This is a genomic window from Desmospora activa DSM 45169 (assembly GCF_003046315.1).
Lineage (GTDB): Bacteria > Bacillota > Bacilli > Thermoactinomycetales > DSM-45169 > Desmospora > Desmospora activa.
In genome coordinates this window covers 162,749-189,221 of the sequence record NZ_PZZP01000003.1, presented here as the reverse complement: position 1 = coordinate 189,221, position 26,473 = coordinate 162,749, and the positions used below count along the sequence as shown (strand labels likewise).

The window sequence follows — 26,473 nt, the reverse complement described above, 5'->3', positions numbered from 1 at the left end:
ATTCATGCTTTTTGATAGCCACACCCACATCAATGATGAGCAGTTTGATGAAGACAGGGACGAAGTGCTGCGCCGAGCGCGGGAAGAATACGGTGTCAGCCGCATGCTTAACGTCGGTTTTAACCGCGAAACGATTATGGCTACGCTGGAATTGGCGCAGAAACATGATTTTATTTATGCCGCGGTCGGGTGGCATCCCCATGATGCCAAAGATTGTACGGTGAATGATTTGGACTGGTTGGAATCCCTGACGGATCATCCTCAAGTGGTGGCACTGGGGGAAATGGGTCTGGATTATTATTGGGACAACTCCCCCCGTGGAGTGCAAGAAAGCGTATTTCGCCAACAGATTCGCTTAGCCCGGGAAGTAAATTTGCCGATTATCATTCATGATCGGGATGCGCATCACGATGTGGTTCAGATTTTACGGGAGGAAAAAGCGGAAGAGGTCGGCGGTGTGATGCATTGCTTCGGTGGAGATTGGGAGATTGCAGAACAATGCCTGGAGATGAATTTTATGATCGGCTTGGGTGGTCCCGTCACCTTTAAAAATGCGAAGACGCCGAAGGAAATCGCCCAACGTGTACCGCTTAACCGTTTACTGGTGGAAACCGACGCCCCTTATCTGGCGCCGCATCCCAACCGCGGTAAGCGGAATGAGACGGGATATGTTCGCTTGGTGGCGCAAGCGATCGCAGACCTACGGGGGTTAACATTGGAAGAAGTGGCCCAGCATACGAGTGACAACGCCAATCGTCTGTTTCAAATCGAGAATTGACGGGGAAGGAATGGAAGTCAGCCAAAGTGGGATCAATCCAAGAAGTGATCGTCGTTGAAGGAAAAAAAGATACCGCCGCGATTCGGCGGGCGGTAGAGGCAGATACGATTGAAACCGGTGGATCTGCCGTCGGCCCCGCTGTGATCGCTGCCGTGCGCCGGGCACAGCGCGTGCGGGGGGTTATCGTCTTTACTGACCCCGATGCCGCCGGTGAACGGATTAGACGCATCCTTTCCCGAGCGGTACCAGGGATTAAGCATGCGTTTGTGCCGCAGGAGCAGGCGCAAGGACAACGTGGGATCGGTGTGGAGCACGCTGACCCGGAAGTGATCCGAGCGGCACTGGCAGTGGTGCGTGTTGGGGAAGAGGGAACGTTTGTGCAAGGAGTAACATGGGAACATTATTTGGAAGCCGGTCTCTCCGGCGGGGTTGGCTCACGGGAGCGGCGACTGGCGCTCAGTCGGACATTAGGGATCGGGTATGCCAATAGTCAGCAATTTTTTAAACGCCTTCACCTCCTACGTATCACCCGAGAAGAATTTGAAACCGCCTTAAAACAGGTGGAAGGGAGGGAGGCGGATGACCGCCAACTGGATCACTGCGCAAACCCGTGATATCCTAGCCCGTCACGGCATTCAGCTAAAAAAGAGCCTCGGCCAAAATTTCCTCACCGATCAGCGTGTATTGGACCGAATGATTGAAGCGGCAGAATTGAATCACAGCTCCGGGGTGTTGGAAATCGGGCCGGGGATTGGCGCCCTGACACAGCGATTGGCGATGGAAGCGACTCGCGTGGTGGCGGTGGAGCTGGATCAACGCTTGGTGCCTGTGTTACAAGAACTGTTTGTCGACCAAGCCCATGTTTCCATTGTGCACGGCGATGCGCTGAAAGTGGATTTGGCGGCCCTCATTCGGGACGAGTTGGGGGAAGGGACTCGCCCTAGTGTTGTGGCCAATCTTCCCTATTACATCACTTCACCGATTTTGATGCGGCTGTTGGAGCAGAAACTGCCCTTAAACAATATCGTTGTGATGATCCAAAAGGAAGTGGCGGAACGGCTGACGGCGGAACCGGGAACAAAGGCGTACGGATCGATTACAGTTGCGGTTCGCTATTATACGGAACCGGAGTGGGTGTGTCGCGTACCGTCCCATGTTTTTGTTCCCCGACCGCAGGTGGATTCAGCTGTTATACGACTAAAAGTGCGTCACCGCCCTCCGGTCCAGGTAAATAACGAGGAGCTGTTTTTCCGCATCATACGTGCTGCCTTCAACCAACGGCGCAAAACGCTTTCCAATGCCTTGTCCTCTCTTTTGTCCAACCGTCGGGAAAAAGCACCACTGATAGAGGCCATGACTGCGTCAGGCATCGATCCACAGCGTCGAGGGGAGACCTTGTCACTGGAAGAATTCGCCCGTTTAGCCAACCGCTTGGATGAACAAGTGTTTCCCCGTATATCATAAGCAGGATAGAACTGGCAACTGGAACGCAGGGGCCATCCTGGAGGGAACCGATGAACTTTATCCATCCGCGAAAAGGACGGATTGGACTGGATGAGATGATCGCTGCCATCTATGCTTTCATCGAAGGAGACCGATCTGCCCAATATAAAATGGTGATAGGGACCGATTCGCAAACCAGCCATCGTGGCACGCTATTTGTTACGGCCATCATTGTGCATCGGGTGGGAAAAGGAGCGCTTTTCTTTTACGCCAAGCAGCGCAGCCGACCCATCCTGGATTTGCGTTATCGCATCTATAAAGAGACAGAATACAGTCTGGCATGTATGGACCGATTGAAGGAAAAGGGATTTGTGGGCGCTTCGATGGAGTTACCGGTAGAAATCCATCTGGATGTGGGGCGTAAAGGGGAAACGCGCAAATTGATTCAGGAAGTGGTCGGATGGGTTACCGCGGTGGGCTATACGGCCAAGATTAAGCCGGATGCCTATGCCGCCAGTTCAGTGGCTGACCGCTTTACAAAATGAGAGCATAGAGACTTATAAACCCTTCCTTACGAAAATGTAATAAACTTGCCTTAATTATACAGCGGTTATTCCGCCGTATTTCGGCAAAAAAACCCGTTGACAGCTGGGTTGTCTCACTGCTATAATTCAACTTTTGACAAAGTTAACCTCCCGTGGTACAATAGTACCTGAGTGAGGTGGTCGATTGTAATGGGTAGGAATGCACTATCTGAGATAAAACGGACGTTGGAAGGTTACATCGGACAAAAAATTCGTCTCAAAGCCAACAGCGGACGTCGAAAGACCATTGAACGAAGCGGAGTATTGGAAGAGACTTACCCCTCCGTGTTTATTGTCAAATTGGACGAAGAACAACACTCTTTTGAACGAGTCTCATACAGCTATGCCGATATCCTGACGGAGACGGTGGAGCTGACCGTATTTCAAGATGAGGGTCAAATTCCTGTCAAATATGTGAAAAACCCGCAATAGAACACAGTAATGTGTTCTATTCGTTCTTATTCGTAATCCGAACCGATAATAGGCTCGGATTTTTTTATTGCGTTGTCCAAAAAAATGAGATAGGATAGTACCATACATCTTGGTGATATCACGATGATAAAACACTATATATTGTGGAAGTGGGTGCCCTCGGGGCGAAAAGGGAACCCGGTGTAAATCCGGGGCTGTCCTCGCAACTGTTATTGCGGACGAACCGAATGTGCCACTGCACCTATCGATCAAGCGATCAAGGGTGTGGGAAGGCTCGGTGTAGAAGGATGCATAAGCCAGTAGACCTACCCCTCCCACTCGCGCTTTTCATTCTTCGGGGATTGAGAATGGGAACGACAGCGATGAGAGCCACTAAGATATAGTGGTCTTGCGGCAGCTTTCTGTCTTTGGGCAGGAGGGATGCCTCTTTCATCACGGTCGTTTATCCTCTCGCCCCGGCAAGGGTTTTTTTATTGGCCTGGGATTTTATGCTGAAAGGTGGTCTGCCGTATGGCGACATTATCGGTGACAGAAGAGACGGCACAGGCGCGATTAGAGGAGGTTCGCCGTATTTTAGGCGATTTTCCCGCGTTGGCAGCCGATGCATTTATGGAAAAGGCAGAACGGCTGGCTTTACAAGATTTGGAGCAGGAAGATTGGACACAACGGTTGATCCTGCACGCATTGGAGGAGATTGGACGAGAAACGCCTGACTGGACCTATGTGGCCTCTCGTCTATTTGTCGGTTATCTCTATCGACAGGCGGCCAGCAACCGCGGATATGAGTCCGTAGACAGCACCTATGGGCCGTTTGCGGAAATGATCCACCAGTTGACAGAGAAGGGGATTTACTCACCCGTGTTGATGGAGAAATACTCCAGGGAGGAGATTGACCGCTTTGGCCGGGAGATTCGACCGGAAAAGGACCAGCTGTTTACATATATAGGGTTACGTACTTTGGCGGATCGATATTTGGCCCGCTCCCACGATGGAGCGGTGATGGAACTGCCACAAGAACGGTTGATGGTGATCGCGATGGTGTTGATGGTACATGAACCGGAGCGTGAGCGAGCGGAGCGGGTGCGGGAAGCGTATTGGGCCTTAAGCAATCTTTATATGACTGTCGCCACTCCCACCCTGGCCAACGCCGGCAAAACCTTTGGTCAGCTGTCTTCCTGCTTTATCGATACCGTCGATGATTCGTTGCGCGGCATTTACGATACCAATACCGATGTGGCTACCTTGTCCAAAGGCGGAGGCGGATTGGGGGTTTATCTGGGCAAAATCCGTGCCCGTGGCAGCGATATTCGCGGCTTTAAAGGAATCTCCTCCGGTGTGCTCCCTTGGATGAAACAGTTGAACAACACGGCGGTCAGTGTGGATCAGCTGGGGCAGCGGCAGGGTTCCATCGCTGTTTATCTGGATGTGTGGCATCGGGATATCTTCTCTTTCCTGGACGCCAAACTGAACAACGGGGATGAACGCCTGCGTACCCATGATCTCTTTACCGGTGTTTGTATTCCCGATCTGTTTATGGAAACGGTGGAGGAGCGCGGGGATTGGTATCTGTTTGACCCTCATGAAGTGCGGCAAGTGATGGGCTGGTCCTTGGAGGATAGTTTCGATGAAAAGCGGGGAGAGGGAACCTTCCGCCAACGCTATGCGGCTTGTGTCAACCACCCTGGACTCTCCAAGCAAAAAGTGCCGGCGATTGAAGTGATGAAGCGGATTCTGATTTCCCAGCTGGAAACGGGAACACCATATCTGTTTTACCGGGATGAAGTCAACCGCGAAAATCCCAATAAACATCAGGGCATGATTTATTCCTCTAATCTGTGCACCGAGATCACCCAAAACCAGTCCCCAACGGTGGTGATCGAAGAGCAGCTGGAAGACGGAAAGATCGTGATCACCAAGGAGCCCGGCGATTTTGTCGTCTGCAATTTGTCGTCGGTCAATCTTGGCCGGGCGGTGCCGGATGGAGTATTGGAGCGGTTGATTCCGATTCAGGTGCGGATGTTGGACAATGTGATCGACTTAAATCAGATTGAAGTGCTGCAAGCCAGCCGCACCAACCAACGCTACCGTGCAGTGGGATTGGGTACCTTTGGTTGGCATCATCTGCTAGCCCTTAAAGGGATTCCGTGGGAGTCGGACGAGGCGATCCAATTGGCGGACGAATTGTATGAAGAGATCGCGTACCTGACGATTCGCTCCTCCATGGAGCTGGCGCAGGAAAAAGGATCGTATCCGTTGTTTGCAGGCAGTGAGTGGGATTCGGGAGCTTGGTTTGAACGGCGCGATTATACCAACCCCCGTTGGCGTCAATTGGCGGATGACGTTCATGAGCATGGTTTGCGCAACGGCTATCTACTGGCGGTTGCCCCCAACGCCAGCACCTCGGTTATCGCTGGCAGCACGGCCTCCATCGATCCGGTGTTCCGCCAGGCATACAGCGAAGAGAAGAAAAACTATAAGATTCCGGTAACCGCACCCGATCTCAATCCACAAACGGCCTGGATCTATAAATCCGCTTATGAAATCGACCCCCGTTGGAGCATTCGCCAACTGGTGGCTCGTCAGCGTCATATCGATCAATCCCAATCCTTTAACCTGTATGTCAAAAACGACATCAAAGCGAAGAAATTGTTGGAGCTTCATCTGTTTGCCTGGCAATCCGGTGTGAAGACGACGTATTACACCCGTTCCACTTCGTCGGACTATGAGGATTGTGAAAGCTGCTCATCCTAAGAAAGGAGAAAAAACGATGGAAGTACATTTGCCAAAACGAAAACTGTACGATGTAACAGCTCCCAACGCCAGTACCGGCATTGTGGGGGGACGCTCCTCCAATGTGCTCAACTGGGACGACTGTCGTTTCCCTTGGGCCTATCCGTTGTACAAAAATATGCTGGCCCATTTTTGGACTCCCTTTGAAATCAACATGGCTGAAGATGTAAGGCAGTGGAAAGACCTGAGCGACGATGAGCGTTTTGCCTTTAAACGCATCATCGGATTGTTGGCTTTTCTCGATTCGATTCAAACCGACTACTCTTCGCGGGTGGCCGATTATTTAACAGATTCTAGCTTATCGGCGCTGATGGCGGTTCTCTCCTTCCAGGAGGTCGTTCACAACCAATCCTACTCCTATGTATTGTCCTCCCTGGTGAATAAGCAGGAGCAAGACGAGATCTTTGAGTATTGGAAGACCGATGCGGTGTTGCGGGAGCGGAACGATTTTATCGTCAAGGGCTATGACGAATTTGTGGACAACCCCACTCCCCGCACCCTGTTGGAATCAATTGTGTATGACGTCATCTTGGAAGGCCTCAACTTCTATTCCGGTTTTGCCTTTTTCTATAATTTGGCCCGTAACCAGAAAATGGTGGCCACCTCCACCATGATCAACTACATCAACCGGGATGAACAGCTACATGTGCGCCTGTTTGTACAGATTTTTAAAGAGTTGCTGGCGGAGCACCCGGAATTGGATACGGAAGAGACCCGCACCTTCGTCAGTGAGACCTTTCGCCAGGCGGCGGAATTGGAGATCAAATGGGGCCAATATATCCTGGGCGATCGTTTTCCCGGCATCGGTCCCAAAGAGCTGGAGGATTACATTCGTTTTATGACCAACAAGCGCGTGAGGGAACTGGGAGCGGAACCGCCTTTCCCCGGTTACCGCCAAAACCCGATGCGCTGGATTGTCGCCTATGAGGATGTCAATAGCGGCAAACAGGATTTCTTTGAAGGCAAATCTCGTCAATACACCAAAGTATCCGATGCCAACGGCTTTGATGAGCTGTAACAGAAAGAATTTTTGAAAGCGAAGTGCCTGTGCTGTGCTGCTCAGCGGATATCGACGAAGGTACTGTGGATATCCGCGACGGGAACGCTTCATACTATGCATAGCCTGTGTTTGAACAAAGGGGGAATTCCACTTGGCGCGACGCGGTGTCATGTCGGAAGCCATGAAAGTCGAATTGGCCAAAGAACTGGGTTTTTATGATGTTGTTCAACGTGAAGGCTGGGGCGGAATCAAAGCACGGGACGCCGGTAACATGGTGAAACGGGCAATTCAGCTGGCCGAGGAACGCATGGCCGAACGGGAATGAAGACACAGGCTGACCGGGGTATACTACCCCGGTCTTTTTTGGTGGGAGCGAGGCGACTGAGGTGAGACTTGTGCTTTGGAGTGCATGGAGCGGAAGTGGATAACCTCCGACTGCCCCGCGATTGGTTTATCAAAAACCTCGGGATCGATCCATTGCTCTCACCGGTTCCGCTTTTACGGGGGATGGGCACATGTTACAATAGTAAAGCCAGCTTTTCCCGCTCAGGAAAAGAGAATCAGGAAAATGGAGAAGGGACCACGGGTGGCAGACAGGGGGGCAAGCGTTGGATATCTCCGTAAAAGCACCGGCAAAAATTAATTTAACACTGGATGTTCTACATAAAAGACCGGATGGATACCACGAATTAGAAATGGTGATGACCACTATCGACTTGGCGGATCGCATTGACCTGACTGAGATTTCCGGAGGGATTCAGCTGGAAAGCACCTCCGGTTTTATTCCTTTTGATGATCGAAATCTGGCGTATCGCGCTGCCGCCTTGCTTCAACAACGCTTTTCTGTAAAGAAAGGTGTGCGAATTTTGATCCACAAAGAAATCCCGGTAGCAGCGGGATTGGCCGGGGGGAGCAGCGATGCTGCCGCTACGCTGAAGGGCTTAAACAAAATGTGGAATCTTGGTTTGTCAACGGAAGAACTGGCGCAATTAGGGTTGGAGTTGGGATCGGATGTCCCTTTTTGCGTAAAAGGGGGAACCGCGATCGCCCGGGGGCGGGGAGAGCATTTAACCCCGATTGCTCCTCCACCTCCTTGCTGGGTGGTGTTGGCCAAACCGCAACACGGAGTGTCGACGGCGGAAGTATTCGGTGCTTTGGATTTAGCCGAAAAACGGGATCAACCCAATCTGGATGCGATGGTAAACGCATTGGAGCACCGTGATTTTACAGGGGTTTGTGCCAACTTGTCCAATGTGTTGGAGCAGGTTACCCTGTCTACGTATCCTCAGGTGGGCAAACTAAAAGAGCGGATGGACACCTTTGGCGCAGAAGGGGTGTTAATGTCCGGAAGCGGGCCGACGGTGTTTGGCTTGGTTAGCCGTGAATCCTTGGCGCGCAGGGTGGTAAACGGCTTACGCGGATTTTGCCGACAGGTGTACGCGGTGCGGATGCTGGGAGGGTTGGAAGCTCCTTTACTTGATAAAATCCGTACAAAATGATATATTTTTCGCAAACCATTCGGATTTCGGGGGGCTTTGGATGAAAAAGTGGAAGCGGAGCGCACGGCTGGTCGATATGACCCAGCAGCTGTTGAGCCAACCGCATCGCCTCATCCCTCTCAGCACCTTTGCTGAGCGCTATCAAGCGGCCAAGTCCTCCATCAGTGAGGATTTGGCCATTATTCATGAGGTGTTCCGGGAAGAGGGAGAGGGCATGTTGCAAACCGTCTCCGGCGCGACGGGAGGCATTCGCTTTATTCCTCGCGTTTCCCATGAGAATGCCCTGAAGCTATCACAACAGATCTGTGAGCAATTGCGATTGCCGTCCCGCATCCTTCCCGGAGGCTATTTGTATCTGTCAGATCTATTGGGCGATACAAAACTGGTGCGGGATATTGGGCGCCTATTTGCCTCTGTTTTTTATGATCGGCAAGTGGATGCAGTGGTGACCGTCGAAACCAAAGGGATTCCCCTGGCTTATGCGACAGCGGGTCAATTGGGGGTGCCAGTGGCCATCGTGCGACGGGATAGCCGCATCACCGAGGGCTCCGTTGTTACCATTAACACCGTCTCTGGCTCCAGCAAACGCTTGGGAACCCTCTCCCTTTCCCGACGTAGCCTGCCGGAAGGGTCGAGTGCGCTGATCATCGATGATTTTATGAAAGCGGGTGGAACCGTCCGGGGTATGTTTGATTTATTGCAAGAGTTTCACGCGGAAGTAGTCGGTGTCGGCGTGATGGCGGATAGCCGGGCGGAAGAACGATTGGTCGACGATTATCTTTCCTTAGCTACAGTGGATGAAGTGGATGTGAGGGAACGGCGGATTGCGGTTAAAGCGGGGACTTTATTTAATGGGAGTGATTGTGATGGAGACGATTAAAACAGAGCAAGCTCCACAGGCGATCGGGCCGTACAGCCAAGCGATTGCGATGGAAGGGTTAATTTTCACCTCAGGGCAAATCCCGCTAACCCCTGCCGGTGAGCTGGTGAAAGGGGATATCCGGACAGAAACGGAACAAGTGATGAAAAATGTTTCCGCTGTTTTGGAAGCAGCGGGCTCTGATCTGGATCACGTCGTAAAAACCACCATATTTTTGGTGGATATGGATGATTTTCAAACGGTAAATGAAGTGTATGGATCATTTTTTGGCACACATCAACCTGCTCGCTCCTGTGTTCAGGTGGCCGCTCTTCCAAAAGGAGTTCGGGTGGAAATCGAAGCAATCGCCAAAAAGAAATGAAAAAATCCGAAAAAAGGGGAACATGTGGAAGGAGATTCACCACCCATGTGGAATAGAAGAAGTGACATCATCTCTGGAAATGGGTGGTGAAGCAGGTTGGAAATTACGGATGTGCGTTTGCGACGAGTGAGCCGGGAGGGGCGTATGCGCGCCATCGCTTCCATAACCATCGACGAGGAATTTGTTGTTCATGACATTCGGGTGATTGACGGAAACAACGGCATGTTTGTGGCCATGCCGAGTAAACGGAGACCGGATGGTGAATTTCGGGATATCGCTCACCCGATCTCACCGGATTCGCGTGAAAAGATTGAGATGGCCGTATTGGAGGAATATCACCGCGTCGGAAACGATGAACTGGATTCCGCTTTGGGCGGAAACGCTTCCTAACCCTTTTTTTGCAAAGGCGAGGTTGGGTTGCAGGTGCACCTTACTCTCGCAAAAAAGGGAGATCTTTGTCCGATGCCGGGACAAGGTACAACGAAGACAAGCAGCAAACGGGGATCCCCAGGGCAGGGATCCCCGTTTTTATCAGGATTCACTCTATCTCTCTCTACTATTTCGATGATGAGATAACCCATTGGTATTCGGCATTCTTGCATTCCACCAAGCTTTGGGATATAGTCGGTTGTGGAGTTTTTGCTAGTGTCCTATCCGATAATTTTACGAATAAGGGATGATGGGATACGAGGAACAGCGGGGGTGCTTCACACCATGGAAAAATTGTATGCTGTCGTTTTGGCCGCGGGGAAGGGAACACGGATGAAATCCCGGAAGCACAAAGTACTGCATCCGGTATGCGGAAAGCCTATCATCGATCATATTATCGACACGTTGGAAGCGATCGGGACGGCGGATATAGTAGTTATCGTCGGCCATGATGCCGAAGCGGTTCAGTCCCACCTCGGTAACCGGGTGAAATTCGCCCCCCAGGATGAGCAGCTGGGCACAGCCCATGCAGTGATGCAAGCGGAATCGTTTTTATCTAATAAGGAAGGAATCACCCTGGTGCTGAACGGCGATCATCCTCTATTTACGGCGGAGACGCTCTCCAATCTGGTTCAAGCCCATCGGGAAGGCCGCTCAGCTGCAACCATTTTGACGGCGGAGCTACCGGATCCCAGCGGCTATGGCCGCATTATTCGGTGGAAGGATGAGAATGTGGTCGGTGTGGTGGAACACAAAGATGCCACCCCTGCCGAACGGGAGATCACTGAAGTGAATACGGGCACGTTTTGCTTTGACAATCGGAAATTGTGGAAGGCGCTTTCGCAAGTGGACAACGATAATGCGCAAGGAGAATACTATCTTCCCGATGTTATCCGTGTGTTGCATGCCGACGGGGAAGTGATCGGTGCGCGCCAGATGGACGACTTTGAAGAGGCACAAGGGATCAACAATCGTGTCCAACTGGCCCAAGCGGAACAAACCATGCGTCGCCGCATCCTGGAACAGCTGATGATGGATGGAGTGACGGTGGTCGATCCCGTATCGACCTTTATCGAAGCCGATGTGGTCGTTGGCGCCGATACGGTGATTGAACCGGGTACCTATCTGCGTGGAAACACCCGCATCGGTGAAGGGTGTGTCATTGGCCCCCAAGCTGACCTCAAGGATGTAGAAGTGGGAGATGAGGTGACGATCCGGCAGTCGGTGATTCAGGAAAGCCGGGTGGAGGATCGTGTCACCGTGGGGCCTTTTGCCTATATTCGCCCCGGTTCCCACTTGGAGGAACAGAGCAAAGTGGGTTGTTTTGTCGACCTGAAAAAAGCGCGGCTGGGTAAAGGAAGTAAAATCGCTCATCTGGCTTATGTCGGCGATGCCGATGTTGGGGAAGGGGTAAATGTCGGATGCGGAGCCCTAACCGTCAACTATGACGGTTTCAATAAACACCGCACGGTGATTGAAGATGGCGCTTTTATCGGCTGTAACGTCAACTTGGTCGCTCCGGTTACCATCGGCAAAGGGGCTTATGTCGCCGCAGGTTCAACCGTGACCGACGATGTACCTGCCGAGGCTTTGGCCATCGCAAGAGAGCGGCAAACCAATAAAGAAGATTACATGCGCACATTGACTGAGAGGTTGAAGAAGGATTAAACCGACAATCATTGGAGTGGTTAGAAAGCAGGGAGGGGTGGTTGTCCGTTGAGCGACTCTGCCACGCATGGAGCGGAAACGGATAACCACCCCGACCACCCCGCGATCGATTTGTCGATTCTCGAGTATAAGCCCTTTTACCGTTTTTGATCCTTACGATGAGGGGCGAACAGGACGACGTTCACGAATGGGGTAAACAAAGGGAAATAACATCGCTTGAAAAGTGGAGGGTTGGGGGAAAGATGTCCACAGTGAAACGATTGCAAGTATTTAGTTGTAATTCCAATCCCGTGCTGGCCCGGGAGATTGCCGAGCACATCGGTATCCCATTGGGTGATGCGGTAGTGGGGAAATTTAGCGACGGTGAGATCCACGTTCGTTTAAATGAAAGCGTACGGGGGTCTGATGTGTATGTGATTCAATCCACCTGTCACCCGGTGAACCAACATTTGATGGAATTGTTGGTGATGGTGGACGCCTTAAAGCGCGCATCGGCGCGAACCATTAACGTGGTCATCCCTTACTACGGCTATGCTCGACAAGATCGAAAAACCCGTGCCAGGGATCCGATTACCTCAAAACTGGTAGCGAATTTGATTGAGACTGCTGGTGCCGACCGGATTATCGCCATGGATCTTCATGCCACACAGATTCAGGGCTTTTTCGACATTCCGGTGGATCACCTGTTAGGTGTGCCGATTTTGTCTGAGTACTTCCTCAAACGGGAATTGGAAGATGTAGTGGTCGTCTCCCCGGACCACGGTGGTGTGATCCGGGCACGCAAGTTAGCCGAGCGCCTTGCATCCCCCATCGCCATTATCGACAAGCGACGCCCTGAACCCAATGTGGCTGAAGTGATGAACATTGTCGGTGATGTAAAGGGACGGAGAGCGATTATCATCGACGATATCATTGATACGGCCGGCACCATTACACTGGCGGCCAACGCGTTGTTGGAATACGGGGCCAAAGAAGTTTACGCCTGCTGTACCCATCCCGTTTTTTCCGGCCCTGCGATCCAACGGATCAAAGAAGCGAACATCAAAGAGATGGTCGTCACCAACACCATCCCCTTGTCGGAAGAGAAGCAATTGGAGAAAATGCGGGTCCTATCCGTTGCCCCCTTGATCGGGGAAGCGATCATCCGTGTCCATGAGGAGCTCTCGGTCAGTAAGCTGTTTGATTGATTTCCACAGCAGGAAGGTTTATCCGAAGTGACTTGGGGGAATGCATATAATTATGCAATGAATGCCAGTCTGTTAAACGGACTTCCCTTCAAGCACACAAGGAGGAATCAATCGATGGCAACTCAACTTTCCGTCGAGCGTCGTGAAAAGCGACCGCGTTCGATTTTGACTCAGCTTCGACATAATGGTCGCATTCCTGCAGTGGTGTATGGGAACAACAGCGAAAATGAATTGGTTCACCTGGAAGGAAGCGATGTGATACGCCTCCTACAACAGGAGGGTCTGTCTTCCGTTATCCAACTGAAATATACGGATGGAAAGACGCGTCAGGTGATGATTCGCGAATTGCAACAGGATCGGATCAAAGATAAAATCTTGCACATTGATTTTAAAGTGGTAAAGATGAACGAGCCTGTCGATGTGGAAGTGGCCGTTTATCTGGAGGGTGAAGCATCGGGAGTCAAGGAAGGTGGCGTTTTGCAACAACAGCTGCGCACCGTCCATATTCGCACTCTCCCCGGCTTAATCCCCGACCATCTGAGCATCGATATCAGCGCCTTGTCCATCGGCGACGCTATCTATGTCAAAGATCTAAAACTGCCAGAGAAAGCGGAACTCCTGTCTGAACTGGAAGAAATGGTTGCCTCTGTTCTACCGCCACAAGTGGAAAAAGATGCGAATGAGGAAGCAGAGGAGACCGCTCAAGCCGAAGCGGAAACGGCGGATGATGAGGCGGAAGAAAAGGAAGCATAATCGTTGGTAGCAAATGCTGCCAATTTTTCTGACCTGAGTGTCGCAATGAAAATGGGGCTTATGGGGTTCGCTAAAGACGAAAATTGGGACCTGAACCCACTTACCATTAATCTGAGCACAGATGTCAAACGACTAGAACGGCTTAGACACAGGGAAGGGTGGTTTTCCGTCGAGGGACTCTGCTCACACAAAGCGAGACCTGGGAGCGAAAGCGACCGAGGTGAGACTTGTGTTTTGGAGTGCATGAAGCGCAGACGGATGACCACCCCAACCATCTCGCGATAAGTTTGCCAACACCCTCAGCGCAATATCATGTTGCGCTTTTTTGACGGATGGAGAGGATTGCATGAAAGTGATTGTCGGTTTGGGAAACCCCGGAATCCGATATGCACTCACACGCCATAATATCGGCTTCTGGGTGGTCGACCGTCTGAGCGACCGTTGGGGAATTCCCGTAGAAAAAGAAAAATGGCGGGGTTTAGCGGGAGAAGGGCATGTTCGCGGGCAAAAAGTGATTCTGCTCAAACCGGAAACGTATATGAATCGCTCCGGTGAGGCGGTCAGCCAGGCTCTTGCGTGGCTAAAATGCGAGATTGATGATCTGGTCGTGGTATATGACGATTTGGATCTGCCCCCGGGCCAGATTCGACTTCGTATGAAAGGAAGCTCCGGCGGGCACCGGGGAGTGCAATCGCTAATCGAGCACTTGGGTACTTCGGACTTTAAACGGATCAAAATCGGCATCGGTCACCCCCAGGGCCGGATGTCGGTACCAGACTATGTGCTGGCCCGTTTTGCCCGTGAAGAAGAAGAGCCGGTGTTGGAATCTGTTCAACGCACTGCTGACGCTGTCGATTGTTACCTCGATACGCCTTTTCCGCAAGTGATGAATCGATATAATGGGAAGTAAGTCCTGCTTACTATCATTGCGGGCGAGGAAACCTTTCGCTTTGTACGGAGATGAGAGCGCGACGGCCGAGGGGGGATTTTTTCCCTTTCACAAGTTTTGCATCTTTCATTCGATATTTAAACCAACCAAAAGCGGCCTGTGTCTAATGACAGCAGCCGCTTTTTGTGAAACGATACCGGTTGATCCTGTACATGAGATTATCAGACGTCCAAAGTCGCTTGATACCCGATTGCGCGCAGTACATCTGCGGGGTTGGCGTTGCATCCGCTGATGATTAGCACAATCGGACGTCCATCCGAACGGATCAGCCCCTTTAAAATAGCCGCTGCTCCGGTGGCGGCCGCTCCTTCTAGCAACAACTTATGCTGATGGAACAGCAGGGAGAGTCCGTCTTTAATGTCGTTCTCCGTGACAAGCAGGGTTTCATCGGCGGTTTTCCGTACCAGCTGAAACGTATAGCGATTCTCCAGGCCGATTCCACCCAGCAGACTATCTGCCAGGGTATTCGACTCTTTCATCACGATGGGTTTCCCTTGGCGTAAGCTATGGTACATGACAGCGGAACCTTCCATCGTTACCCCCACCATGCGAGTTCCGGGATGGTTGCTTTTAATGGTGGAGGCGATGCCTGCAAACAATCCGCCGCCGGATAGCGGGATTACCACCGTGCCCAGATCAGGCTTCTCTTCCAACAACTCCAACCCAATCGTCCCCTGGCCAGCAATAATATCGGTGTCATCAAAAGGGGGAATCACCGTCAAACCTTCCCTTTGTTCCAATTGGACGCAGTGAGACTCCGCTTCATCCTGGCTGTCACCACAGACGACCAACTCAGCACCTAGGGCGGAGATGCGGTCGGTTTTCTCCTGCGGTACGCGGTCCGATAAACAGATAACGGCGCGAATGCCTAAGCGACGGGCAAACCAAGCGACCGCTAAACCGTGGTTGCCGGTGGAAAAGGTGGTCACCCCCCGCTTTCGCTGCTCCTCGTTCAAACGGAGGATTTTATTGGCGGCTCCTCGCAATTTAAACGATCCCACCGGTTGCAGTTGTTCTAGTTTTAGGTAAACGGGTCCTCCCGCCTGCTCCGACAGAGCAGAAGAATAAACAAGAGGTGTGCGACTGATAAAAGGAGCGATCCGTTGGCGCGCCTCCCAGACTGCTCCCGTCTCGACAGAGGGATGTTCCATGTGAATAGGCATATTGGTTCACCACCAAATCTAAAAATTTTTACAGGATTGAGATATATGGAGGAATCTCTGGTCTCAGTCCCAGTTTCAGAATCATCACTTTTATCCTACTTATAGACGGAATAACGAGACTATTCCATAGAGTGATAAAGAGAATCGGTCTTTTTTTGTACAGTTTGGTGATTGTGGTGAAGTCGATGTCTTCGTTACCGTTAAATCGCGTTATTCTCGGAAGAAGGAGGCGTCTATGATGTGGATATTTTCGAAGAAAGAGATACAGCGCTTTGTTGCTGTCGATGGTGAAGCGGTGGACACGGTGGAAAGAGGGTTTGCTCTTCTGGGAGAAGGAAAAGTGGAGACACCGCCGATTTTGCGGGTTGATTTTCCTGAGGTAAAAGGGGAGGTCGATGTAAAAACCGCAGCTGTAAAAGGGCTTCCTTTTTTTGCGATCAAGATTTCCTCCGGCTTCTTTCTTAATCCGGAAAAAGGACTTGCCAGTGGAAGCGGTATGATGGTGTTGATACGGACGGATACCGGGCAACCAGAGGCGCTTCTCCTTGATGACGGTTATCTTACCGATGTGCGTACAGCGGCTGCCGGTGCCGTCGCCGCACGTTATTTGGCAAGGGAAGGGCGGGTTCGCGCCGGGGTGATTGGCGCGGGCGGTCAAGCGTATTTTCAGATGAAAGGGTTATCGTTGGTACGGGAGCTGGAATCCGTCTCCGTTTGGTCCCCCACCCGAGAACGGGCTGAGAGCTGTGCCCGCAAACTGGCGCAGGAGCTTCAGGTGGATGCAATGGTGGCCCCAGATGCGCAGGCGGTTGTACGGGAAAGCGATATCGTGGTAACCGCGACCCCAGCAGAGAAACCGGTGGTACAACCAGAGTGGCTTCACAGTGGACTTCATATCACGGCGATGGGCTCAGACGCCAGGCATAAACGAGAGCTGGGCGAGGGTGTATTGGCTGCGGCAGATCGGGTGGTGTGTGACTTAAAAAGTCAGTGCCTTCAATTTGGTGAATTGCGTGCTGCCGTAGAAGAGGGAGCGATCGATCCAGAGACGGTAACGGAGTTGGGTGAGCTGGCTGCAAAAGCAGAGACGGGGCGTAAGCATCCAGAAGAAATCACCGTCTGTGATCTAACCGGAACCGGTGTTCAGGACACCATGATTGCGATACATGCTTATCTGACACTACGGGAGCATGGATGTGGGATGGTGATGATAAGAGATAACTATAAAAAGAGGTGAAGATCAATGAAAAAAGCGTACACGCCTTTTTAAGACGGACGAGTTTGATCGAGTTGTGGCTCAGGCAGGGGAAAAGGCAAGAAACGATAGCTTAAAGAGAGGGCTTTCGGTCTTTTTTGAACTGGATGGCGTAACAGCAAGAGAAGATCCCGATGGCAGGATTTTTCAGATTGAATATATCGGTGATCGTGGTCTGGATCGATAGCGTGTATTTCCATCAATCAATTTCCTTCCCTGCTGCATGGAACCCGCCTCCTTTGTCGATACTGGAAAAAGAATATCATGATCGCAGGGGGCATAACCATAATGATGGAATACCGGTGTCGATATTGTAATCACCTGATCGGACAAATTGAGGACGACCTTGTGACAGAGCTGGATTTGGGCTTTCATCGGTTGACCCCAGCAGAGCGTCGGGATATAATTATCGATGATGGAGATGGCCACACCCATGTGAAAGTGGTGTGTGAGTCTTGCCAGGAAATGTTAGAGCGAAACCCGGATCTGTTACTCTTGTCCCGTCCCTTCCAATAATATTGTGACTGACAAGGGCTTTTTTTCGTGGTGCGGATTTCGGCCTCCTTTCTATTTGTTACGGATGTGGCCGGACAGGTGCGATTGCCGGGATGTGAATTCACAGCCTTGGCTATACCAGCTGAGGCTTATTTTTGTATGGATTTTAGAAGAGATCCAAGCACACCCTCGTGGAGAGGAGGAAGGATGGACTTGGAAACTCTGGTGCGATTGTTTCAAAATGATGATGACTTCCAGTCCACTGTCGCTTCCCTGGATCAAGGGTTAAAAGAGCAGCTGGTGGCCGGACTGACGGGTTCGGCACGCATGATGTATGTCGCTGCTCTGTTTAAAGAGATCAATCGCCCCATCCTGGTTGTGACACACAACCTCAATCAGGCGCAAAAAGCGGTTGAAGATTTACAGGAGCTGCTGCCAAAAGAACAGGTGCTTTTATACCCGGCCAATGAGTTGGTAGCGACGGAGATTACGTTAAACGGTCATGAAACACTAGGGGAACGCATTGAGGTGTTGTCCCGCTTAGCCCGCGGCTTTCGCGGGGTATTTGTCGTGCCTTTCGCCGGTGCGAGGAAGCTGTTTCCACCTCGAGAAACCGTTGCCGCCGCCCACCGCACGCTAACCGTCGGAGAGGAACATCCGGTGGAGGAATTGGTGGAACATCTGCTGCAAGTGGGTTACGAACGGGTAGATATGGTGGAAAAAGCGGGGGAACTCAGCCTGCGCGGCGGAATTTTGGACCTGTTTCCGGTAACGGAAACCAGTCCGATTCGGGTCGAATTTTTCGATGATGAAGTCGATTCTATCCGTTTATTCTCGGTGGCGGACCAGCGTTCCAAAGATAAACTGGAGCGGTATACGATTCCTCCAGCGCAGGAGATGTTTGCGTCAGCGGAAGCACTATACCAAGCCGGGGATCGGGTTGCCCACTTATTGGAGGAACGCCTCACCCAAGTGAAAGATCCGGATACCCGCAGTAAATTGGTGGAGAAGATCGGCTGGGAAGTGGAACAGCTCAAAACCGGCCAACGCTTTACCGGGATGTATAAATATATCAGCCAAGTGTATCCCTCTTATGAAACCTTGGTCGATTATTTACCCCAAGATGTCGTATGGGTATGGGATGAGCCCAATCGCATTCAGGAAACGGCAAAGCAGATGGAGCGAGAAGAAGGAGAATGGCAGACGGCGCTGTTGCAGCAGGGGGAATACCTACCGGCGCTGACATTGTCCGTCAGCCATGACGACTGGTTTAATCGCGGACAACACCAACGGATTCACCTTTCTTTGTTTATGCGTCAGTTCGGTGGGATTCAACCGCAAAACATTGTCCAGTTTATCTCCCGTAGTATGCAGCAATTCCATGGGCAGATGCATGTGCTCAAAACGGAATGGGAGCGTTGGACCAAAGGGAAGTACCGGGTGCTGTTTACCGCTTCCACTCAAGAGCGGGCGGAACGGTTGGAACGCGTGTTAGCCGATTATGGGATGGAAGTGACACGGGATCTGCCCGATAACACACTACAGCCGAGCCGACCCATCATTCAAGTGGGAGCGCTGTCAGGCGGGTTTGAACTGGGAGCATCCCGGATTGCGGTTGTGACGGAAGGGGAAGTTTTCACCCAGAAGCAACGGCGTGCCCGCCGCGCGGTTAAACTGGACCACGCCGAAAAAATTAAGGATTATCAGGAACTGAAACCCGGCGACTATGTGGTTCACGTCAATCACGGGATTGGACGGTACTATGGGATTGAAACGCTGGATGTGGGTGGTCTGCACAAAGATTATCTGCTAGTGCAATATGCAGGCAACGACAAACTGTATGTCCCCATCGAGCAGATCAACCAAGTGCAAAAATACCTGGGAAGCGAAGAGAAGAGCCCCAAGGTGTATAGTCTGGGTGGAAGCGAATGGAGCAAAGTCAAAAACAAAGTTCGCTCCTCAGTGGAAGATATCGCTTCCGATCTGATTCAGCTCTATGCCAAACGGCAAGCGGCAAAAGGTTATTCCTTTGCTGAAGATACCGGTTATCAACGGGAATTTGATGCTCTTTTCCCCTATGAAGAGACAGGGGATCAGCTTCGTTCTATCGAAGAGATCAAACGGGACATGGAAAGCGTACAACCCATGGACCGACTCTTGTGTGGGGACGTCGGGTACGGAAAAACGGAAGTAGCGATTCGGGCCGCTTTTAAGGCGACCATGGACGGGAAGCAAGTAGCGGTACTGGTTCCTACCACCATCTTGGCACAACAGCACTATGAAACCTTCCGCGAGCGATTTGCCGGTTTTCCGGTAGAGATCCGGGTGCTGTCCCGTTTCCGTTCCCGTAAGGAACAGAAGGAAACGATTAAGGGAATCAACGAGGGGACCGTCGATATTGTGATCGGAACCCATCGTCTCTTGTCCAAAGATGTACAGTACAAAGATTTGGGTCTGTTGATTGTCGATGAAGAGCAACGTTTTGGGGTGAAGCATAAGGAGAAAGTAAAGCAGCTAAAAGCCGATATCGATGTGCTGACGCTGACGGCTACTCCCATTCCCCGCACTCTGCATATGTCGATGATGGGGGTACGGGATTTGTCGGTGATCGAGACACCGCCGGAAAACCGTTTTCCTGTACAAACCTATGTGTTGGAGTATTCTGCGGCATTGGTGCGGGAAGCGATTGAACGGGAGCTGGCCCGTAACGGACAAGTTTATTTTCTCTACAACCAAGTGCACAACATCGACCAAATGGCGGATCAGATCCGGATGTTGGTACCGGACGCCCGTATCGCCGTCGCCCATGGGCAGATGGTGGAAACCGAGTTGGAACGAGTGATGCTTGACTTTTTGGATGGCGAGTACGATGTGTTGGTCAGTACCACCATTATTGAAACCGGGGTGGATATCCCCAATGTTAACACCTTGATCATCTATGATGCCGATCGCATGGGCTTGTCTCAGTTGTATCAATTGCGGGGACGGGTGGGCCGCTCCAATCGGATTGCTTATGCCTACTTCACCTATCAGCGGGATAAGGTGTTGTCGGAAACGGCGGAAAAACGCCTACAGGCAATTAAAGAATTTACCGAGTTAGGCTCAGGCTTTAAAATTGCGATGCGTGATTTGGCCATTCGCGGCGCCGGCAATCTGCTGGGGGCGGAACAGCACGGTCATATTGCCTCTGTCGGCTTTGAGCTGTACACCCAGATGTTAAAAGAGGCGATTAACGAGCAGCAAGGCAAAGTGGAAGAGGAAAAAGTGTTTGATCCAGAGATCGAGTTAAACACCGATGCTTATCTGCCGTCGGAATACATCGGCGATGAAAAACAGAAGATCGAGATCTATAAAAAAATCCGGGCGGTGCGCCGTTTGGAAGAGGCGCGGGATTTGGAAGAAGAGATGGAAGACCGCTTCGGCGACCTCCCTCAACCGGTGGTGAATTTGTTGCGGGTTGCTCGCTTGCGTGCCTACGCCATTCAGTACCATATTGAAGAAATTAAACAAGAAGGACTGGAAATTCACACCAAACTTCACCCAGATCAAAATGAGGTAGTGGATGGGCAGCAGCTCTTCCGCCTGGCACAACAATTCCCAGGCCGCGTGCGCCTCTCTTCCGGGCAGCGGATCGGTGTTATTTTCCGACTGAAGGGTCTGCCGGCGGCGGAGGGCCTGGAAATGGTGGAACAATTTTTGATACAATATGAAACGGTTCCCAAAACGAAAGGAGCATTCCGAAATGCAGCGACTTAAAAAAAGACTCCTGACGTCATTGAGCGTGCTGTTGGCGCTCTCCCTCTTCCTCGTAGGCTGTGGCTCTGACGAGGATAAAGCGGAAGATACGGAAAATCCGATGGGACAAGCTGAGCCGCTTCCCACGGACAGCAAGAAGGTAGTGGCGGAGTATGAGGGCGGCAAAGTGACAGAAGGGGAGTTAAACCGATATATCAACCTGATGGTGTTTTTCCAACCCCAATTGGCGATGATGACCGAGAGCCCCGAAGCCAAAGGGGAACTGGTCAAGCAACAAATTGCGGAGATGGAGATCGCCAAGCAGGTAAAAGACGAAAAGAAGTATGAAGAAGAAGCGGACGAGGTCATCAAGCAATTTGAAGAGTCGGTAAAAGAACAACCGGCCCAGGAAGGACAGGAAAAACAAGATCCGGATACCATTCTAAAAGAGAGCGGGATTACAAAAAAAGATCTGCGTAATTTCCTGATCCAGAACAATAAAGTTACCGCATACCTGGAAGGCCAAGTGAAGGAAAAAGATTTAAAGAAGGAATATGAAGAGTCTGATGCTTATTACACCATTGAGCTGAATCATGTCCTCATCTCCACCCAGGAAGGGGAGGACGGTAAGAAACGCTCGGATAAGGAAGCGAAAAAACGGGCTGAAGATGTAAAGAAAAAACTGGAAGACGGCGGCAAATGGTCGGATATCGCCAAAAAATACTCCGATGATCCTGGCTCAAAAGAGAGTGCCGGAAAATATGAAGGTACACCAGATCAATGGGTTCCTGAGTTTTCCGAAGCTGCCATGGAACAGCCCTTAAAAGAGATTGGCGATCCCGTAAAAACGGATTACGGGTATCATGTCATCCGCGTCAACAAGCGGGAAAAACAGGCTTATGACGATGTAAAAGAGGATATTAAACGAAATAAGGTGCAGGAAGGCTTCCAGACCTTTATCGACGAGGAAGTGAAGCTTAGCAAAGTGGATATTCCTGGACTGAAACAGGATACCGAAAACGATGATGAGCAGAAAAAGGATAAAGAGTGATCGTTTGACAGGCAGAGCATCCAATGCTCTGCCTTTTTTTGCGGAAATTGGCACGTCGTATAAATCGCTGGAAGTGGATGAATACTATGGCCGTAACGATGCGAGTCAAGGATTTCGGCCTGATCCGAAACCCATTATCCATGAAAGCGAGGCATCAATATTCATGAAAGCTACGGGCATTGTTCGTCGCATCGACGATCTGGGGCGGGTCGTCATCCCCAAGGAGATTCGCCGGACGCTCCGCATCCGAGAAGGGGATCCGTTGGAGATTTTTGTAGATCGAGACGGGGAAGTGATTCTAAAAAAATATTCGCCGATCGGGGAATTGAGCGATTTTGCCAAGGAGTATGCGGAATCCCTTTATGAGAGCTTGTACCATGTAACCTTAATTTGTGATCGGGATACAGTGATCGCTGTTGCCGGAGCGTCCAAAAAGGAATATCTGGACAAACCCGTCGGATCGATTGTGGAAACCTGTATGGATCAGCGCAAGCCCCATCTGGAGGCGAATCCCACGCATACGGAACTGATTCGAGACTTGTCGGAAGCCTACGAGTCCTTCATTATCGCGCCCATCAATGCCGGTGGAGATCCGATTGGAGCGGTTATTCTCCTTTCCAAGAAAGAGGGGACAAAGATGGGAGACGTAGAGGTGAAAGTGGCGAATACGGCTGCCTCCTTTTTAGGAAAGCAGATGGAACAATGATCGGCGGAGTGGGAAGGCGGCGGCGCGGGACTTCTTTTCATCGACAAAAGGGAAAGAGGTGCAGAGACGGAGATCGGGCATCAGGCCCACTTTCTCAGCGTTTGGGCAGGCCAAGGCCTGCTTTTTCTGTTGGTGAGGATGGCGGCGGCAGTGTATACTAAAGTGGGTTTTTATTGAAAGGAGAGTTTGATGACAGCGGGGAAACAGTCATTTATAAAAGGAGCCGCCATTTTGGGACTGGCCGCTTTTTTCACAAAGCTGCTGGGGGCGGTTTATCGCATCCCGTATCAGAATATCACTGGAAACGAGGGGATGTTTGTTTATCAACAAGTGTATCCCCTTTACAGTACACTGTTGATTCTGGCGACGGCGGGATTTCCTATCGCCATTTCTAAGTTGGTGTCGGAACGGCTGGCCCAGGGTGACACCGTAGGGGCCAAACGCATATTTCGGGTGACGGCCACTCTGTTGAGTGTAACAGGCTGTCTCTTTTTTCTGCTGTTGTTTTTGACGGCTCCCATTATCGCTACTTGGATGGGTAGTCGAGAAATGCTGACATTGCCGATTCGGGCGGTCTCCTTCGCTTTATTGGTGGTGCCGTTAATGTCGGTGATCAGGGGATATTTTCAGGGTCACCAAAATATGACTCCCACCGCCTCTTCTCAGGTTGCGGAACAGAGTGTACGGGTGGCTACCATCTTGCTGTTGGCCTGGTGGTTGACGTCGACAGGGGCCGGTGTCGTCTATGCCGGAGCGGGTGCGGTATTTGGCGCTTTCACCGGTGCGGTTGCCGGTCTGGTGGTGCTTTTATTTTACTGGGGGCGCAATCGGCGCATTGAAAAGCAGTTGGCGGCGGAGAAGCCGGTAGCGGCGCCACCGAAGGAAGCGGAGTCGCCATGGTCCATTTTTAAAAGTTTAATGGTACTCTCCATTCCAATCTCCGTCGGTGCATTGGTGTTACCGCTCTTATCCTTGGTCGATTCCTTTACCGTGGCCAATCTGTTGGAGCAGGCCGGGTTTACCACGGCTGAAGCGATCGATGGCAAAGGGGTATATGATCGGGGACAGCCGCTGATCCAGTTTGCCTCCTTTTTCGCCACTGCTCTCTCCCTTTCCATCGTTCCGGCTGTAGCGGAAGCGCTGATCCGAGGGGATGAGCGAAAGGTGCGGGATCGATCCACACTGGCGATGCGGCTGACACTGTTGATGGGATTGCCAGCAGCGGTGGGGCTGGCGGTAGTGGCGGGGCCCACCAATGTGATGTTGTATAAGGATGATGCCGGTACCGCAGCGTTGGTTATATTAGCGTTTACTGCTCTCTTTTCCACTTTGGGTATGACCTCTTCCGGCATTTTGCAAGGGGTGGGGCAAGTACGGTTACCGGCACGCAATCTCCTGATCGGAGTAGGGGTGAAGCTAGGGCTCAATCTGCTCCTGATACCACTGTGGGATATTCGTGGTGCCGCCATTGCCACTGTAACGGGATATGCGGTGGCTGCGACTCTTAATCTGATTGCGCTGCGAGGGCGCTTAGGGCAGGTTTTTTACCTGCGTCGGACAGGCTTAGCCATATTTGTTGCCACCACTCTGATGGTGATCGCCACCGTGGGAACGATGAAAGGGATCACGGTTTTAACGGTAGGATGGGAATCCACCCGACTCGCTATGACCGCTGTCTCCTTGAGCGGTGTGGCCGCTGGTGCTCTTGTATATGGGGCGGCGGTGTTGATGTTGGGGGCGATGGAACGACAGGAACTGGAGCGGATTCCGAAAATCGGCCCTAAACTGGTAGGATTGTTGGATCAATATGGTTGGAACAGAAAAGGGAGGAGTCGCAATGCCGGGTAAGATCACGGTCGTTGGTTTAGGAGCGGGAGATGTGGAGAACCTGCCTTTAGGCACATTTCGCTTGCTTACCTCGGATCGACGCATCTGGCTCAGAACAAAAGAACATCCCGGCGTCGCCTGGTTGCAAGGCGAAGGGATGAAGGCGGACACCTTCGATGATGTGTATGAGGAAGAGTCGGATTTTTCCGCGGTATATCGTCGCATCGTCGACACATTGTTGACGGAAGCGGCAGGCGGGGCTGAGGTAGTATATGCCGTTCCCGGTCATCCACTGGTGGCGGAATCCACGGTACGTCAACTGTTGGAGCAGGGGGAACGAGTAGGGGTGACCGTTGAGATCAAAGGTGGAGGTAGCTTTTTGGACCCTGCTTTTACCGTGTTAGCGCTGGATCCTCTGGAAGGATTTCAATTGCTGGATGGGACTGCTCTGGATGCAAAGAAAATTGAACCGAATCAGCATCTGTTGATTGCCCAAGTATACGATCGTGGGGTTGCATCCGAGGTGAAGCTTACCTTGATGGAAGTTCTCCCCGATGATCATCCCGTTCAGGTAGTTTCCGCCGCTGGCGTACCCGGTATGGAACAGGTGGAGAGGATGCCCTTGTGGGAACTGGATCGCGCGGATCGCTTCGGCAATTTAACGACGGTTTACGTGCCACCGGTGGTGGCGCAAGATGCCCGTCTACGCCGTTTTTCCCACCTGGAGGAGATTATCGCCCGCCTGCGTGCTCCAGATGGTTGTCCCTGGGATCGCAAACAGACCCATGAGAGTTTACGTCCTTATCTGTTGGAAGAATCGTATGAATTTCTGGAAGCAGTGGCTGAGAGTGATCCGGAAGCGATGGCGGATGAGTTGGGTGATGTGCTGTTACAGGTGCTTCTTCACTCTCAGATTGCACGTGAAGAGGGTACATTTGATATCGGAGATGTGATTGCCAATCTAGCGGAGAAAATGATCCGCCGCCATCCCCATGTTTTTGGTGATGCCACAGCGAAAAATGCGACTGATGTCAAACAAAAATGGGAAGAGATCAAACAGGAGGAACGTGCGGGTAAGCTACAGGCGGATTCCATCTTGGCCGGTATTCCCTCTACTTTTCCCGCTTTGGCTCGGGCGCATCAATTGCAAAAAAAAGCGGCCAAAGTGGGATTTGATTGGCCCGATATCGCTGGTGTTCGTGCAAAAGTGGCGGAGGAACTGCAGGAATTGGAGGCAGCGGAGAATCCTGTTCATCAGGAGGAGGAATTGGGTGATCTCCTATTCACTGTGGTGGCGATGGCTCGGTTTGTGGAGCGGGACCCGGAACAGGCGCTGCTTGCCGCTTGCCGTAAGTTTGAACGCCGCTTCCGCCGGGTGGAAGAAGCAGCCCGACAGGCAGGACGGCCGCTGGATTTCTGCACATTGGAAGAGCTGGACGCCTGGTGGGAACAGGCCAAAATGGAGGAGGCCCAGTAATCGTTGCACCC

24 protein-coding genes and 1 riboswitch are annotated in these 26,473 nt (G+C 51.6%); of the genes, 23 read left to right on the top strand and 1 reads right to left on the bottom strand.

What is annotated here, in order from left to right:
• The first annotated feature begins 4 nt into the window (after positions 1-4).
• The 16 genes from C8J48_RS17010 to pth all read left to right on the top strand — a co-directional run bounded on the left by C8J48_RS17010 (position 5) and on the right by pth (position 14,714).
• On the top strand, positions 5-778 hold the full coding sequence (locus C8J48_RS17010; protein WP_107728454.1) for a TatD family hydrolase: 774 nt from the start codon (positions 5-7) through the stop codon (positions 776-778).
• Between the two features lie 26 nt (positions 779-804).
• On the top strand, positions 805-1,392 hold the full coding sequence (gene rnmV / locus C8J48_RS17005; protein ID WP_107728453.1) for a ribonuclease M5: 588 nt from the start codon (positions 805-807) through the stop codon (positions 1,390-1,392).
• A complete protein-coding gene (gene rsmA / locus C8J48_RS17000; protein WP_107728452.1) occupies positions 1,358-2,242 on the top strand; it encodes a 16S rRNA (adenine(1518)-N(6)/adenine(1519)-N(6))-dimethyltransferase RsmA in 885 nt (294 codons plus the stop codon). Before rnmV ends, rsmA begins: the two co-directional genes overlap by 35 nt.
• A 50-nt stretch (positions 2,243-2,292) precedes the next feature.
• Positions 2,293-2,766 (top strand): ribonuclease H-like YkuK family protein, encoded by a 474-nt coding sequence (locus C8J48_RS16995; RefSeq protein WP_107728451.1) that lies wholly within the window; start codon positions 2,293-2,295, stop codon positions 2,764-2,766.
• A 189-nt stretch (positions 2,767-2,955) separates the two neighbouring features.
• Positions 2,956-3,237: a biofilm formation stimulator Veg gene (gene veg / locus C8J48_RS16990; protein WP_107728450.1), complete on the top strand. Its 282-nt coding sequence runs from the start codon at positions 2,956-2,958 to the stop codon at positions 3,235-3,237.
• 133 nt (positions 3,238-3,370) lie between these two features.
• Positions 3,371-3,564, top strand: a riboswitch (cobalamin riboswitch).
• A 183-nt stretch (positions 3,565-3,747) separates the two neighbouring features.
• Entirely contained in the window at positions 3,748-5,988 is a 2,241-nt protein-coding gene (locus tag C8J48_RS16985; RefSeq protein ID WP_107728449.1) for a ribonucleoside-diphosphate reductase subunit alpha, read from the top strand.
• Between the two features lie 16 nt (positions 5,989-6,004).
• The gene (locus C8J48_RS16980) at positions 6,005-7,045 is read left to right on the top strand and encodes a ribonucleotide-diphosphate reductase subunit beta (RefSeq protein WP_107728448.1); all 1,041 of its coding nucleotides are present in this window, start codon (positions 6,005-6,007) and stop codon (positions 7,043-7,045) included.
• 151 nt (positions 7,046-7,196) lie between these two features.
• Positions 7,197-7,352, top strand: coding sequence for a small, acid-soluble spore protein, alpha/beta type (locus C8J48_RS16975; RefSeq protein ID WP_107728486.1), 156 nt, complete (start codon positions 7,197-7,199; stop codon positions 7,350-7,352).
• Positions 7,353-7,635: 283 nt separating this feature from the next.
• Positions 7,636-8,526, top strand: a complete 891-nt coding sequence (gene ispE, locus C8J48_RS16965) for a 4-(cytidine 5'-diphospho)-2-C-methyl-D-erythritol kinase (RefSeq protein ID WP_107728446.1) — start codon at positions 7,636-7,638, stop codon at positions 8,524-8,526.
• A 40-nt stretch (positions 8,527-8,566) separates the two neighbouring features.
• Positions 8,567-9,406: a pur operon repressor gene (gene purR, locus C8J48_RS16960; RefSeq protein ID WP_107728445.1), complete on the top strand. Its 840-nt coding sequence runs from the start codon at positions 8,567-8,569 to the stop codon at positions 9,404-9,406.
• Positions 9,393-9,767 carry a RidA family protein gene (locus C8J48_RS16955; RefSeq protein ID WP_107728444.1) on the top strand — a complete coding sequence of 125 codons (375 nt, stop codon included), beginning with the start codon at positions 9,393-9,395 and terminating at the stop codon, positions 9,765-9,767. The genes purR and C8J48_RS16955 overlap by 14 nt, the downstream gene beginning before the upstream one ends.
• A 96-nt stretch (positions 9,768-9,863) precedes the next feature.
• Positions 9,864-10,157: a septation regulator SpoVG gene (gene spoVG / locus C8J48_RS16950; protein WP_107728443.1), complete on the top strand. Its 294-nt coding sequence runs from the start codon at positions 9,864-9,866 to the stop codon at positions 10,155-10,157.
• A gap of 324 nt (positions 10,158-10,481) precedes the next feature.
• A complete protein-coding gene (gene glmU / locus C8J48_RS16945; RefSeq protein WP_107728442.1) occupies positions 10,482-11,864 on the top strand; it encodes a bifunctional UDP-N-acetylglucosamine diphosphorylase/glucosamine-1-phosphate N-acetyltransferase GlmU in 1,383 nt (460 codons plus the stop codon).
• Positions 11,865-12,106: 242 nt separating this feature from the next.
• The gene (locus tag C8J48_RS16940) at positions 12,107-13,051 is read left to right on the top strand and encodes a ribose-phosphate diphosphokinase (protein WP_107728441.1); all 945 of its coding nucleotides are present in this window, start codon (positions 12,107-12,109) and stop codon (positions 13,049-13,051) included.
• Positions 13,052-13,165: 114 nt separating this feature from the next.
• The gene (locus C8J48_RS16935) at positions 13,166-13,804 is read left to right on the top strand and encodes a 50S ribosomal protein L25/general stress protein Ctc (protein WP_170105666.1); all 639 of its coding nucleotides are present in this window, start codon (positions 13,166-13,168) and stop codon (positions 13,802-13,804) included.
• Positions 13,805-14,150: 346 nt separating this feature from the next.
• On the top strand, positions 14,151-14,714 hold the full coding sequence (gene pth, locus C8J48_RS16925; RefSeq protein WP_107728438.1) for an aminoacyl-tRNA hydrolase: 564 nt from the start codon (positions 14,151-14,153) through the stop codon (positions 14,712-14,714).
• Positions 14,715-14,914: 200 nt separating this feature from the next.
• Here the strand turns inward: pth and eutB are convergent, their stop codons facing one another.
• Positions 14,915-15,916 (bottom strand): hydroxyectoine utilization dehydratase EutB, encoded by a 1,002-nt coding sequence (eutB, locus tag C8J48_RS16920; RefSeq protein WP_245891272.1) that lies wholly within the window; start codon positions 15,914-15,916, stop codon positions 14,915-14,917.
• Between the two features lie 238 nt (positions 15,917-16,154).
• Here eutB and C8J48_RS16915 point away from each other — a divergent pair, with 238 nt between their 5' ends.
• The 7 genes from C8J48_RS16915 (at position 16,155) to yabN (ending at position 26,462) form a co-directional block, all read left to right on the top strand.
• Positions 16,155-17,153, top strand: a complete 999-nt coding sequence (locus tag C8J48_RS16915) for a cyclodeaminase (RefSeq protein WP_107728437.1) — start codon at positions 16,155-16,157, stop codon at positions 17,151-17,153.
• Positions 17,154-17,459: 306 nt separating this feature from the next.
• Entirely contained in the window at positions 17,460-17,687 is a 228-nt protein-coding gene (locus C8J48_RS16910; RefSeq protein ID WP_425430488.1) for an anti-sigma-F factor Fin, read from the top strand.
• A gap of 192 nt (positions 17,688-17,879) precedes the next feature.
• On the top strand, positions 17,880-21,422 hold the full coding sequence (gene mfd, locus C8J48_RS16905; protein ID WP_107728483.1) for a transcription-repair coupling factor: 3,543 nt from the start codon (positions 17,880-17,882) through the stop codon (positions 21,420-21,422).
• Positions 21,409-22,452 carry a peptidylprolyl isomerase gene (locus C8J48_RS16900; protein ID WP_170105664.1) on the top strand — a complete coding sequence of 348 codons (1,044 nt, stop codon included), beginning with the start codon at positions 21,409-21,411 and terminating at the stop codon, positions 22,450-22,452. Before mfd ends, C8J48_RS16900 begins: the two co-directional genes overlap by 14 nt.
• A gap of 163 nt (positions 22,453-22,615) precedes the next feature.
• A complete protein-coding gene (gene spoVT / locus C8J48_RS16895) occupies positions 22,616-23,158 on the top strand; it encodes a stage V sporulation protein T (RefSeq protein WP_107728482.1) in 543 nt (180 codons plus the stop codon).
• Positions 23,159-23,347: 189 nt separating this feature from the next.
• Positions 23,348-25,006: a putative polysaccharide biosynthesis protein gene (locus C8J48_RS16890; RefSeq protein WP_107728435.1), complete on the top strand. Its 1,659-nt coding sequence runs from the start codon at positions 23,348-23,350 to the stop codon at positions 25,004-25,006.
• Positions 24,996-26,462 carry a bifunctional methyltransferase/pyrophosphohydrolase YabN gene (gene yabN / locus C8J48_RS16885; protein WP_107728434.1) on the top strand — a complete coding sequence of 489 codons (1,467 nt, stop codon included), beginning with the start codon at positions 24,996-24,998 and terminating at the stop codon, positions 26,460-26,462. Before C8J48_RS16890 ends, yabN begins: the two co-directional genes overlap by 11 nt.
• The last annotated feature ends 11 nt before the right edge of the window (positions 26,463-26,473 follow it).

Bases quoted from the DNA above. Each gene is read 5' to 3' on its own strand.
- C8J48_RS16935 (WP_170105666.1), top strand. From the start codon at position 13,166: ATGGCAACTCAACTTTCCGTCGAGCGTCGTGAAAAGCGACCGCGTTCG.
- C8J48_RS16995 (WP_107728451.1), top strand. From the start codon at position 2,293: ATGAACTTTATCCATCCGCGAAAAGGACGGATTGGACTGGATGAGATG.
- veg (WP_107728450.1), top strand. From the start codon at position 2,956: ATGGGTAGGAATGCACTATCTGAGATAAAACGGACGTTGGAAGGTTAC.
- C8J48_RS16910 (WP_425430488.1), top strand. From the start codon at position 17,460: ATGATGGAATACCGGTGTCGATATTGTAATCACCTGATCGGACAAATT.
- C8J48_RS16955 (WP_107728444.1), top strand. From the start codon at position 9,393: ATGGAGACGATTAAAACAGAGCAAGCTCCACAGGCGATCGGGCCGTAC.
- purR (WP_107728445.1), top strand. From the start codon at position 8,567: ATGAAAAAGTGGAAGCGGAGCGCACGGCTGGTCGATATGACCCAGCAG.
- C8J48_RS16890 (WP_107728435.1), top strand. From the start codon at position 23,348: ATGACAGCGGGGAAACAGTCATTTATAAAAGGAGCCGCCATTTTGGGA.
- C8J48_RS16900 (WP_170105664.1), top strand. From the start codon at position 21,409: ATGCAGCGACTTAAAAAAAGACTCCTGACGTCATTGAGCGTGCTGTTG.
- C8J48_RS16985 (WP_107728449.1), top strand. From the start codon at position 3,748: ATGGCGACATTATCGGTGACAGAAGAGACGGCACAGGCGCGATTAGAG.
- C8J48_RS17010 (WP_107728454.1), top strand. From the start codon at position 5: ATGCTTTTTGATAGCCACACCCACATCAATGATGAGCAGTTTGATGAA.
- rsmA (WP_107728452.1), top strand. From the start codon at position 1,358: ATGACCGCCAACTGGATCACTGCGCAAACCCGTGATATCCTAGCCCGT.
- pth (WP_107728438.1), top strand. From the start codon at position 14,151: ATGAAAGTGATTGTCGGTTTGGGAAACCCCGGAATCCGATATGCACTC.
- spoVT (WP_107728482.1), top strand. From the start codon at position 22,616: ATGAAAGCTACGGGCATTGTTCGTCGCATCGACGATCTGGGGCGGGTC.
- glmU (WP_107728442.1), top strand. From the start codon at position 10,482: ATGGAAAAATTGTATGCTGTCGTTTTGGCCGCGGGGAAGGGAACACGG.
- yabN (WP_107728434.1), top strand. From the start codon at position 24,996: ATGCCGGGTAAGATCACGGTCGTTGGTTTAGGAGCGGGAGATGTGGAG.
- C8J48_RS16915 (WP_107728437.1), top strand. From the start codon at position 16,155: ATGTGGATATTTTCGAAGAAAGAGATACAGCGCTTTGTTGCTGTCGAT.
- C8J48_RS16940 (WP_107728441.1), top strand. From the start codon at position 12,107: ATGTCCACAGTGAAACGATTGCAAGTATTTAGTTGTAATTCCAATCCC.
- eutB (WP_245891272.1), bottom strand. From the start codon at position 15,916: ATGCCTATTCACATGGAACATCCCTCTGTCGAGACGGGAGCAGTCTGG.
- C8J48_RS16980 (WP_107728448.1), top strand. From the start codon at position 6,005: ATGGAAGTACATTTGCCAAAACGAAAACTGTACGATGTAACAGCTCCC.
- C8J48_RS16975 (WP_107728486.1), top strand. From the start codon at position 7,197: ATGTCGGAAGCCATGAAAGTCGAATTGGCCAAAGAACTGGGTTTTTAT.